The 10,380-nt window shown below is 74.2% G+C and carries 8 protein-coding genes; 3 read left to right on the plus strand and 5 right to left on the minus strand.

The window, feature by feature from the left end; all coding sequences use genetic code 11:
- Positions 1–79: 79 nt before the first annotated feature.
- Positions 80–823 carry a GntR family transcriptional regulator gene (locus AC3EUV_RS34005; RefSeq protein ID WP_432146144.1) on the minus strand — a complete coding sequence of 248 codons (744 nt, stop codon included), beginning with the start codon at positions 821–823 and terminating at the stop codon, positions 80–82.
- Positions 824–1,050: 227 nt separating this feature from the next.
- On the opposite strand from AC3EUV_RS34005, the gene AC3EUV_RS34010 reads away from it, so the two are divergent.
- From AC3EUV_RS34010 to AC3EUV_RS34020, 3 genes are read left to right on the plus strand one after another with little or no spacing between them, the layout of a single operon-like run.
- Complete coding sequence (locus tag AC3EUV_RS34010; protein WP_432146143.1) at positions 1,051–1,818, plus strand: LamB/YcsF family protein; 768 nt, start codon at positions 1,051–1,053, stop codon at positions 1,816–1,818.
- Positions 1,815–2,438 (plus strand): 5-oxoprolinase subunit PxpB, encoded by a 624-nt coding sequence (gene pxpB, locus AC3EUV_RS34015; protein ID WP_432146142.1) that lies wholly within the window; start codon positions 1,815–1,817, stop codon positions 2,436–2,438. The genes AC3EUV_RS34010 and pxpB overlap by 4 nt, the downstream gene beginning before the upstream one ends.
- The gene (locus tag AC3EUV_RS34020; protein WP_432146141.1) at positions 2,435–3,298 is read left to right on the plus strand and encodes a 5-oxoprolinase subunit C family protein; all 864 of its coding nucleotides are present in this window, start codon (positions 2,435–2,437) and stop codon (positions 3,296–3,298) included. The genes pxpB and AC3EUV_RS34020 overlap by 4 nt, the downstream gene beginning before the upstream one ends.
- A gap of 13 nt (positions 3,299–3,311) precedes the next feature.
- Here AC3EUV_RS34020 and AC3EUV_RS34025 read toward each other — a convergent pair whose 3' ends face one another.
- Genes AC3EUV_RS34025 through AC3EUV_RS34040 form a run of 4 tightly spaced genes read right to left on the minus strand, consistent with a single transcriptional unit; the run spans position 3,312 to position 10,232 of the window.
- Positions 3,312–6,926: a hydantoinase B/oxoprolinase family protein gene (locus AC3EUV_RS34025; RefSeq protein ID WP_432146140.1), complete on the minus strand. Its 3,615-nt coding sequence runs from the start codon at positions 6,924–6,926 to the stop codon at positions 3,312–3,314.
- On the minus strand, positions 6,923–7,882 hold the full coding sequence (locus AC3EUV_RS34030) for an SGNH/GDSL hydrolase family protein (RefSeq protein WP_435604580.1): 960 nt from the start codon (positions 7,880–7,882) through the stop codon (positions 6,923–6,925). The genes AC3EUV_RS34025 and AC3EUV_RS34030 overlap by 4 nt, the downstream gene beginning before the upstream one ends.
- Positions 7,879–9,108, minus strand: a complete 1,230-nt coding sequence (locus tag AC3EUV_RS34035; protein ID WP_432146138.1) for a glycosyltransferase — start codon at positions 9,106–9,108, stop codon at positions 7,879–7,881. The genes AC3EUV_RS34030 and AC3EUV_RS34035 overlap by 4 nt, the downstream gene beginning before the upstream one ends.
- Positions 9,105–10,232, minus strand: a complete 1,128-nt coding sequence (locus tag AC3EUV_RS34040) for a glycosyltransferase family 4 protein (protein ID WP_435604581.1) — start codon at positions 10,230–10,232, stop codon at positions 9,105–9,107. The genes AC3EUV_RS34035 and AC3EUV_RS34040 overlap by 4 nt, the downstream gene beginning before the upstream one ends.
- Between the last annotated feature and the right edge of the window lie 148 nt (positions 10,233–10,380).

Raw genomic sequence — 10,380 nt, forward strand, 5'->3', positions numbered from 1 at the left:
CAACGATCCGACAAGGGTTGTGCAGCAACGGATCTGCGGCGCTCCCCGGAGCGGACCTCAGGGGCGACTTCCCCGCCGCTCACCCCTCCGCGATGCGCTGTGCGTACGCCCCCGACAGCTGGCTGCGTGAATCCTCCAGGTAGGACCGCAGCAGCCGCTCGGCCTCGGCGGCGTCGCCCGCCTGGAGCGCCTCGGCAATCTGGCGATTACGTGTCAAATAGGGCGCATGGAAACGCCGTGGGTCGGCCATGACGTGGAAGACCAGCCGGAGTTCCGCGAGCACGCCCCGCATCAGCTCATCCGTGCGGGGACTGCCCGCCAGGGCCACGACGGCCTGGTGAAAGCGGATGTTGGCGGTCGAGAGCGCCTGCCACTCCCGGTCCGCCGAGGCGGTCTCGCCGGCCTGTACGGCGGCCTCGATCGCCGCCACGGCTTCGGTGACCCCGGCACCGTACGGCCCCTGCCCCAGCCCCCGTACCGCCGCGCACTCCACGAGGATGCGCACCCGGTAGATGTCCTCCAGGTCCTCGACCGTCACCACCCGGACGAACACCCCGCGGTTGAGCTCGTGCACCAGCAGCCGCTCATGGGTCAGCAGCCGGAACGCCTCCCGCAGGGTGTTGCGCGAGACGCCCAGCGCACCGCCGATGCTCTCCTCCGAGAGCCGGGCACCGGGCGGGAAGTAGCCCTCGGCGATCCGGTCGCGCAGGATGTCGGCGACCCGCTCGGCCGTACTGGAGCGGCCCAGCAGGGGACGGTCCGTCTCCAGTCCCGCGACCTCGGTGAGCCGCCCCTGATCGTTCTTCGCCACTCCGCCGGCCATGCCGCTCCCCGCTCTCGCGCCGTACCGGGCGGCAGGTTCGAGCCGCCCGATCCCATACAGCGAAAGTCAATCCCAGGTGAGGGGACAAAACAACGCACCTTCGTCCGGTAGGCATCCACCTCTTGTCGGATCGTTGAACAATCCCTTACGTTGTCCCCGACGCCGGCCGGCCCCGAGCACTGGAGCGGACGTACATGAGTGAGCGCAGCGAGGGAGTCAGCGTGAGCATGGATGCCCCTCCCGTCATCGATCTCAACGCCGACCTCGGTGAAGGCTTCGGCCGCTGGCAGCTCACCGACGACGAGGCGCTGCTCTCCGTCGTCACCAGCGCCAATGTCGCCTGCGGCTTCCACGCCGGCGACCCGGCCACGATGCGCCGGGTGTGCGAACTGGCCGCCGAGCGCGGTGTGGTCATCGGCGCCCAGGTCTCCTACCGCGACCTGGCCGGTTTCGGCCGCCGCGCGATGGAGGTCCCGCCGGACGAGCTGGCCGCCGAAATCACCTACCAGATCGGCGCCTTGGAGGTCTTCGCGCGCGCCGCCGGTGCCCGCGTCGGCTATGTCAAACCGCATGGTGCGCTCTACAACCGCTGTGTGCACGACGAGGAGCAGGCCCGCGCCGTCGTGGACGGTATCCGCGCCGCGGGCGGCGCCCTGCCGGTCCTCGGACTGCCCGGCTCCCGGCTGCACGAGGCCGCCGCGAGAGCCCAACTCCCCGTCATCGGCGAGGCGTTCGCCGACCGCGCCTACACCCCCGAGGGCACCCTGGTACCGCGCCGTGAACCGGGCGCGGTGATCCACGACCCCGACGAGGTCGTCAAGCGCGCCCTCGGCATGGCCCGCGACCACGCCGTCACCGCCCGCGACGGCCGGCGGGTGGCCGTCCCGGCCCGTTCGCTGTGTCTGCACGGCGACACCCCCGGGGCCGCGGAACTCGCCCGGCGGGTCCGGTCCGAGCTGACCGCGGCCGGCGTCCACGTCCGGAGCTTCGTATGAGGCCGCTGCCGGTCGGTGAACACGGGCTGCTCATCGAGCTGGACAGCGCCGAAGAGGTCGAGGCACTCCACGCCGAACTGCTGCGCCGGGCCGCCGACGGCGCCCTGCCGCCGCTGCGCGAGATCGTGCCGGCCGCCCGGACGGTGCTCCTCGACGGCCTCGCCGACCCGCGTGGCCTCCTCGCCGAACTGGCCACCTGGGACATTCCGCCGCTCACCGCCGGAGACCGGCCCACGGTGGAGATCCCGGTCCGCTACGACGGCCCCGACCTCTCCGATGTCGCCGCCCTGTGGGGCGTCACCCCCGATGAGGTCGTACGGCGGCACTCCGCCACGGAGTTCCATGTCGCCTTCTGCGGTTTCGCGCCGGGGTTCGGCTATCTGACCGGGCTGCCCGAGCCGCTGCACGTACCGCGCCGGGACACGCCCCGCACCAAGGTCCCGGTCGGCTCGGTCGCCCTCGCCGGCCCGTACACCGGGGTCTATCCGCGCTCCTCCCCCGGCGGCTGGCAGCTGATCGGCACCACCGACACCGTGCTGTGGGACCCGCGCCGCGAACCGGCGGCGCTGCTCTCCCCCGGCACCCGCGTCCGCTTCGTCCCGCAGGAGACCGCCCGATGACCGACCGCGCCTTCTCGGTCGTCCGGGCCGGTGCGCTCACCACCGTCCAGGACCTCGGCAGGCCCGGCCATGCTCACCTGGGGGTGCCGCGGGCCGGCGCCCTCGACGCGCCCGCGCACCGGCTCGCCAACCGCCTGGTGGGCAACCCCGGATCCGCCGCCACCCTGGAGACCACACTCACGGGCTGCGCCCTGCGGATGCGTACAGCCACCACCGTCGCCGTCACGGGCGCCCCCTGCCCGGTGACCGTCGACGGCCGCCCCGCCCCCTGGGGCGCCCCGGTCCGGGTGCCGGCGGGCGCCGTCCTGGACGCGGGAGCCGCCACCCACGGTCTGCGCTCGTATCTCGCCTTCGCCGGGGGTGTCGACACCGAACCGGTGCTCAGCAGCCGCGCCGCCGATCTGCTCTCCGGCCTGGGCCCGGACCCGCTCAGCGACGGTGCGGTCCTCCCGCTTGGCGACCCGCACGGCCCGCCGGCCTGCGCCGATGCCGTCCCGCACGCCGGTCCGGGGCCGGAACTCCTGCTGCCGTTCCTGCCCGGCCCGCGCGACGCCTGGTTCACCGAGGCCGGGCTGCGCACCCTCACCACCGGCCGCTTCCGGGTCTCCCCCGCCAGCAACCGCATCGGCCTGCGCACCGAAGGGCCGCCCCTGGAGCGCGCCCGCACCGGTGAACTCCCCAGCGAGGGCATGCCCCTGGGCGCCCTCCAGGTCCCGCCCAACGGCCTGCCGGTCCTCTTCCTCCACGACCACCCCACGACCGGCGGCTACCCGGTCATCGGTGTCGTCCCCGAGCGCTGTCTGGCCCCCGCGGCGCAGGCGGCACCTGGCACACCGGTCCGCTTCCTGCGCCTGCGCTAGGGCCGTACGCCGGTCAGTCGCCGTCCGGCGTCCCGTATCCACCGCCGCCCGGGGTGCGCAGCACCAGCACATCGTCCACGCCGACGTCCGCCGCGTCACAGCCCGCCAGGTCCTCGTGCGCACCGTCCGCCCGCTCGATGGAGTTGACGCCCAGCGCACCGGGGGCGCCGCCCGCCATGCCGTACGGCGCGACCCGGCGGTGGTTGGTCAGCACGGCGATGGTCATCGGCTCCAGGAAGCGCAGTCGGCGCTCGACGCCGCAGCCGCCGTGCCAGCGGCCCCGGCCGCCGCTGCCGGAGCGGATGGCGAAGCTGTCGACGCGGACGGGGTAGCGCCACTCCAGTACTTCGGGGTCGGTCAGCCGGGAGTTGGTCATATGGGTCTGTACGGCATCCGCGCCGTCGAAGCCGTCGCCGGCGCCCGCACCGCTGGCGACGGTCTCGTAATACTGCACCCGGTCATTGCCGAAGGTGAGGTTGTTCATGGTGCCCGAGCCCTCGGCCTGGATGCCGAGCGCGGCGTACAGCGCGCCGGTGACCGCCTGGGAGGTCTCCACATTGCCCGCGACGGTGGCCGCCGGGAAGACGGGGGCGAGCATCGAGCCCTCCGGGATGCGGACCTCCACGGGCTTGAGGCAGCCGCTGTTGAGCGGGATGTCGTCGGCGACCAGGGTCCGGAAGACGTACAGCACGGCCGCCATCACCACCGAGCTGGGGGCGTTCGCGTTGCCGGGCTGCTGGGGTGAGGTGCCGGCGAAGTCCAGGACGGCGCTGCGGGCGGCGCGGTCGACGGTCAGCGCCACATGGATCTCGGCGCCGCTGTCGGTCTCGTAGCGGTAGCTGCCGTCCGACAGCTCGGCGATGATCCGCCGGACCGATTCCTCGGCGTTGTCCTGGACGTGCCCCATATAGGCCCGTACGACGTCCAGCCCGAACTGCTCGGTCATCCGCCGGAGTTCCTGGATGCCCTTCTCATTGGCGGCGATCTGGGCGCGGAGGTCGGCGAGGTTGGCGTCCGGTGCGCGGGAGGGGTACGGGCCGGCGGCGAGCAGTTCGCGGGTCGCGCGCTCGCGCAGTTCGCCGTCGCGCACCAGCAGCCAGTTGTCGAAGAGGATGCCCTCCTCCTGGATGGTGCTGCTGAAGGCCGGCATCGAACCCGGGGTGATGCCGCCGATCTCGGCGTGGTGGCCGCGGGAGGCCACCAGGAACAGCAGGGTCTCCCCGTCGGGGTCGAAGACGGGAGTGACGACGGTGACATCGGGGAGATGGGTGCCCCCGTGATACGGATCGTTGATCGCATACACATCGCCGGGCCGCATCTCGTCACCGCGGCGCCGGAGCACCTCCTTGATGGACTCCCCCATCGAGCCCAGGTGCACGGGAATGTGCGGGGCGTTGGCGATCAGATTGCCGTCGGCGTCGAAGAGCGCACAGGAGAAGTCGAGGCGCTCCTTGATGTTGACGGAGTGGGCGGTGTTCTCCAGGCGGACGCCCATCTGCTCGGCGATGGCCATGAAGAGGCTGTTGAAGACCTCCAGCATCACCGGGTCGGCCGCCGTGCCGACCGCCACCCGGCCGGTGCGCGGCCGGGTCCGGGTCAGCGTGAGATGTCCGCGGTCGCCCATGGCGGCCTGCCAGTCCGGGTCGAGGACCGTGGTCGCGTCCTCCTCGGCGATGACGGCCGGGCCGGTGAGGGTGTCCCCGGGGCGCAGGTCGGTGCGCCGGTAGAGGCCGGTGTCCTGCCAGCGGCCGCCGGTGTACATCCGGATCGTGTCGGCAGGTGTCAACTCCCCTTCCCTGTCGCCGGGTTGCGTCTCGTGGTCACCGGCGCCGCCGGCCGCTCCCAGCGCCTCGACCGACACCGCCTCGGCCACCAGCGGTTTGTCCATGGTGAAGGCGTAGCGCTCACGGTGTGCCCGGCCGAACTCCGCGGCCATGGTGTCGGCGTCGGCCAGCGGGACACCGATGGTGGAGTCGGTCCCGGCGTAGCGGATCAGCACCCGGGCGCGGGTGGTGACGGAGTCGTCCGGCACCCCGTCGTCGAGAAGTTCGCGCCGGGTCTGCGCGGCGAGCGTGTCGCACACCTCTTGGACCTGCCCGACGGCCCCGGGGTCGGTGAACTCCGCCTCCACGGCCTGCTCGCGCATCGCGGTGGCGTCGGCGACCCCGATGCCGTACGCGGAGAGCACCCCGGCCAGCGGCGGAACGAGCACCGTGTCGATGCCCAGCGCGTCGGCGACCGCGCAGGCGTGCTGGCCGCCGGCGCCGCCGAAGCTGGTGAGGGCGTAGCGGGTGATGTCCCGGCCGCGCTGGACGGAGATCTTCTTGACGGCGTTGGCCATGTTGAGCACCGCGATGTCCAGGAAGCCGGCCGCGACCTCCTCGGGTCCGCGGTCGTCCCCGGCCTCGGCGGCGGCCCGCGCGGCCAGTTCCGCGAAGCGGGTACGGACCACCTCGGCGTCCAGCGGCCGGTCACCGTCCGGCCCGAACACCGCCGGGAAGTGCGCGGGCTGGATACGGCCGAGCATGACATTGGCGTCGGTGACGGTGAGCGGGCCGCCGCGCCGGTAGCAGGCCGGTCCCGGGTCCGCACCGGCCGAGTCGGGGCCGACCCGGTAGCGGCGGCCGTCGAAGTGGAGGACCGAGCCGCCGCCGGCCGCGACGGTGTGGATGTCCATCATGGGCGCGCGCATCCGTACGCCCGCGACCTCGTTGCCCAGGACCCGCTCGAACTCACCGGCGTAGTGGGACACATCGGTGGAGGTGCCGCCCATGTCGAAGCCGATGACCCGGCCGTAACCGTCACCGGCCTCGGCGGACGTGCGGACCATGCCGACCACACCGCCCGCGGGCCCGGACAGCACCGCGTCCTTGCCACGGAAGTGCGCGGCCTGCCGCAGCCCGCCGTTGGACTGCATGAACATCAGCCGGATGCCGGGGAGCTGGGCGGCGATCTCGTCGACATAGCGGCCCAGGATCGGCGAGAGATAGGCGTCGACGACGGTGGTGTCACCGCGCGGCACCAGCTTCATCAGCGGGCTGACCTCGTGCGAACAGCTGACCTGGGTGAAACCGGCGCGCCGGGCCAGCTCGGCGACCGCCTGCTCGTGCTCGGCGTGGCGGTAGCCGTGCAGCAGGACGACGGCGGCGCTGCGCAGACCGTCCGCGCGGGCCCGGACCAGCGCCCGGCGGACCTCGTCCACGTCCAGCGGCCGGACCGGCCCGCCCTGTGCGCCGATCCGCTCCGGCACCTCGATCACCCGGTCGTAGAGCGCCTCGGGCAGCACGATCCGCCGGTCGAAGATCCGCGGCCGGTTCTGGTAGGCGATCCGCAGCGCGTCCCGGAAACCCTCGGTGATCAACAGCACCGTCGGTTCGCCCTTGCGCTCCAGCAGGGCGTTGGTGGCGACGGTGGTGCCCATCTTGACGACCGATACCCGGTCGGCGGGCACCGGTTCGTCCGGGCCGAGCCCCAGCATCATCCGGATGCCGGCCACCGCGGCGTCCCGATAGCGCTCCGGGTGGTGCGAGAGCAGCTTGGTGGTGGCCAGCCGCCCGTCCGGCCGCCGGCCGACGACGTCCGTGAACGTGCCACCGCGGTCGATCCAGAACTCCCAGCGTCCGGTCACCCCGCCATTGTCGCAGCGCCCCTCGCCGTCCCGGTGTCTTTGCCGGTGTTTGCGCCGGTCGGCCGGGTCAGCGCGGCGAGCGCGGAGCGGGTGGCGTGCTCGGCCGCGGCGTCCAGCAGCCGCCCGGAGCCGGCCAGGCCGTGCCGGCACTCCTGGGCCGCCAGACCGAGCAGCCCGGGCAACAGATCCGTGCACCGGTCGGCGACCCAGCGGGTGCCCCGGGTCGCCATCCACAGTGCGGCGCCGGCGCGGGTCGGCGCCCGCCCGTCGAGGGTGAGCGCGGGCGGCGGTCCGACGGGCAGGCCGACGGTGGCCAGCGCCGTGTGGAAGCCGCGGGCCAGCAGCCGGTGGCCGCGCTCGCTGGGGTGCAGCCGGTCCACGCTCCAGGAGGCGCGTTCGGTGACCCAGGGGTACTCGGCGAGGTGCAGATGCACGCCGCCGTAGCGGGCGGACACCGCATGGACGACGGTGTTCACGGCGCGCATCCGGCGCCCCAGCGGGCGGGCCAGCGGCGCGGGCAGCCCCAGCATCCGGCCCGGATCCGGCAGACAGGCCGTCAGCACCACGGCCCCGTCGGCACTCAGCGCGCCGTGCGCCCGGTCCAGTGCGGCCGCCACCCGCTCGATGGCGAAGGCGGCGCGCAGGGTGTCGTTCGCCCCGACGAGCAGTGAGGCGACGCGCGGCCGGAGCGTCCGGGCCGCGGGCAGCTGCCGCTCGGCGACATCGGCGGCCAGCGCCCCGCTCTGCGCCAGCTTCACCAGCGGGACGCTGCCGGGCCGCTCACCCAGCGCCTCGGCCAGCAGCGCTGCCCAGCCACGCCAGCCGCCGCCCGGTACGGGGTCACCGAGCCCCTCGGTCAGCGAATCGCCGAGCGCGACAAAGCAGCCCGGGTCCGGGGAACGCCCCCCTCCCGGCGCCTGCGCCGGTATCACCACCTCCTCGGAAGCCATCGTCACCACCCGCCCAACGGCCGCGCCTGGTGCGGTATGGCCGCGGCGGCGAGCGCCCGGCCGACCGGTGCGGGCGCGTCATGCGCCGCCAGGAAGGCGTCGATGGCGGGCTGCCAGCCGTAGCCCTCGGCACGCCGGCGGGCGGCGGCGCGCCGGGCGGGCTCCGGCCGGGCCAGCACCCGCTGGACCGCATCGGCGAAGGACGGCCCGTCGTCGAGCGCCGTGTCCCCGCCGCCACCGACCAGACTCGCCAGCGCCGACGCCGCACTGGCGACCACCGGTGTGCCACAGGCGAGCGCCTCCAGGGCCGCCAGCCCGAAGGTCTCCGCCGGGCCGGGCGCCAGCAAGACGTCGGCGCCGGCCTGGAGCGCGGCGAGCCGGGAGCGGTCGGCGAGATGCCCGAGGAACGCCACGGGCAGCCGCTCGGCCCGCCCCCGGGCCTCCAGCCGCGCCCGCAGCGGCCCGTCACCGGCGACCACCAGCGCCGCGTCGACCCCGCGCCGCCGCAGCTCCGCCAGCGCGTCCAGGGCCCGGCCCGGCCGCTTCTCCTGCGACAGCCGGGAGCAGAGCAGCAGCAGGACCTCCGCCCGGCCCGCGCACTGCCGCCGCAGCTCGGCGCTGCGGCAGTCCGGGTGCCAGGCCGCGAGATCGACACCGAGCGGTGCGCGCACCACATTGCGCGCCCCGGCCCGGACGAACTCCGCCGCCGCCCACTCGGTGGTGCACACGACCCGGCTGTAGGCGTGCGCCGTACGGCGGTTGAGCCGGTCCGCGGCGGCACGGGCGAGCGGCTGCGGCACACCCCAGGTGCGCAGCACCCCGTCCACGCTCTCGTGGGAGACCATCACCGCGGGCACCCGCGCCCGGCGCGCCCACTCCCCCGTCCAGCGCAGCGTCGTACGGTCGGAGACCTCCAGCCGGTCGGGGGCCAGCGTCTCCAGCAGCCGCGCCAGCCGGCGGCGGTCGGTCAGCATGCGGTAGCCACCGCTGCCCGGCAGCTCCGGCCCCGGCACGGTGATCACCCGCCCCTGTGCGGTGAGTTCATCGCGCAGACCGTCCGCTCCGTCCGCTCCCGGAGGTCCGGGCACGATCAGCACCGGCTCGTGCCCGGCGGCCCGGTAGCCCGCGCCGAGTTCGCGCAGTGCGGTGCGCAGCCCGCCGGAGGCCGGGGTGACGAAGTTGGCGATCCGGACGATCCGCAGACCCGCCCCGGTGGTGCGCCGCGCGGTCATGCCGCCACCGCCGGCCGGTCGCTGAGCACGGCCTCGTAGTGCCCCAGCAACTGGTCGCCGACCGCCTCCCAGGAACGGTCCGCGACGGCCTGGCGGGCCGCGGTGCCGAACCGGACCCGCAGCTCGGCGCTGCCCGCGAGGAAGCGCACCGCGTCCCGGAGCGCACCGCCGTCGCCGGGTGTCACCAACAGCCCCGTACGGCCGTGGTCCACCAGGTCCAGCGGCCCGCCCGCCCGTGGCGCCACCACCGGCACACCGGAGGCCATCGCCTCCTGCACGGTCTGGCAGAACGTCTCGTACGGCCCGGTATGGACGAAGACGTCCAGCGACGCATACAGGCGCGCGAGTTCGTCCCCGGTGCGGCGGCCGAGGAAGCGGACCTCCGGCAGCGCGGTGCGCAGCCCGGCGGCGCTGGGGCCGTCACCGATGACGACGGTGCGGACGCCCGGCAGCCGCGAGGTCTCGGCCAGCAGCCGGACATCCTTCTCCGGCGCAAGCCGCCCCACATACCCCACCAGCAACTCCCGCCCCGCGGTCAGCGAACTGCGCAGCACCGCGTCGCGCCGCCCGGGGTGGAACCGCTCGGAGTCGACACCGCGCGGCCAGAGGTGGACCCGCGGCACCCCGTGCTCGGTCAGATCCAGCAGCGCCGCGCTGGACGGCGCCAGGGTGCGGTCGGCAGCCGCATGCACCGCCCGGATACGCCGCCAGGCCGTGGCCGCACCCCCACCGAGGTAGGTACGGGCGTAGCGGCCCAGATCGGTCTGGTAGACGGCGATCGCGGGCACCTGCCGACGGGCGGCGGCCGCCATCCCGCGGGCACCGAGGACGAAGGGACTGGCGAGGTGCACCAGGTCGGGGCGGTGCCCGTCGAGCGCCGCGGACAGCCGGCGCCCCGGAAGCGCGATCCGCACCTGCGGATAGCCGGGCAGCGGCATGGAGGGCACCCGGACGACCGGGCAGGGACTCTCATCCGTATCGGCGGCCGCCGACGCGCCACCGAGCGGCGCGATAACGAGCGGATCATGACCGCGCCGGACGAGGTGCCGGGCGGTTTGCAGGGCGCAGTGGGAAACGCCGTTGACATCGGGCGGGAAGGATTCGGTGACGAGGACGACACGCATACGGCTGTTGTCGGCGCACCGTGCGTGGGGGGAGCCAAAGGGATCTTTCCTGTCGGAAAACGTCTCCCCACGTTTTCGGCTTTCCCGCCGTGGGGGACCTCGCCGTTGCGCCTGCGGCGGGCCGGTCCGCTGCGCGGGGCTGTCGGGT

The organism is Streptomyces sp. bgisy130 (assembly GCF_057708345.1).

What these genes read in the sequence shown, in the direction of transcription:
- AC3EUV_RS34040 (WP_435604581.1), bottom strand. Translation starts at nt 10,232, where the DNA reads ATGCGTGTCGTCCTCGTCACCGAATCCTTCCCGCCCGATGTCAACGGC.
- AC3EUV_RS34020 (WP_432146141.1), top strand. Translation starts at nt 2,435, where the DNA reads ATGACCGACCGCGCCTTCTCGGTCGTCCGGGCCGGTGCGCTCACCACC.
- pxpB (WP_432146142.1), top strand. Translation starts at nt 1,815, where the DNA reads ATGAGGCCGCTGCCGGTCGGTGAACACGGGCTGCTCATCGAGCTGGAC.
- AC3EUV_RS34035 (WP_432146138.1), bottom strand. Translation starts at nt 9,108, where the DNA reads ATGACCGCGCGGCGCACCACCGGGGCGGGTCTGCGGATCGTCCGGATC.
- AC3EUV_RS34005 (WP_432146144.1), bottom strand. Translation starts at nt 823, where the DNA reads ATGGCCGGCGGAGTGGCGAAGAACGATCAGGGGCGGCTCACCGAGGTC.
- AC3EUV_RS34010 (WP_432146143.1), top strand. Translation starts at nt 1,051, where the DNA reads ATGGATGCCCCTCCCGTCATCGATCTCAACGCCGACCTCGGTGAAGGC.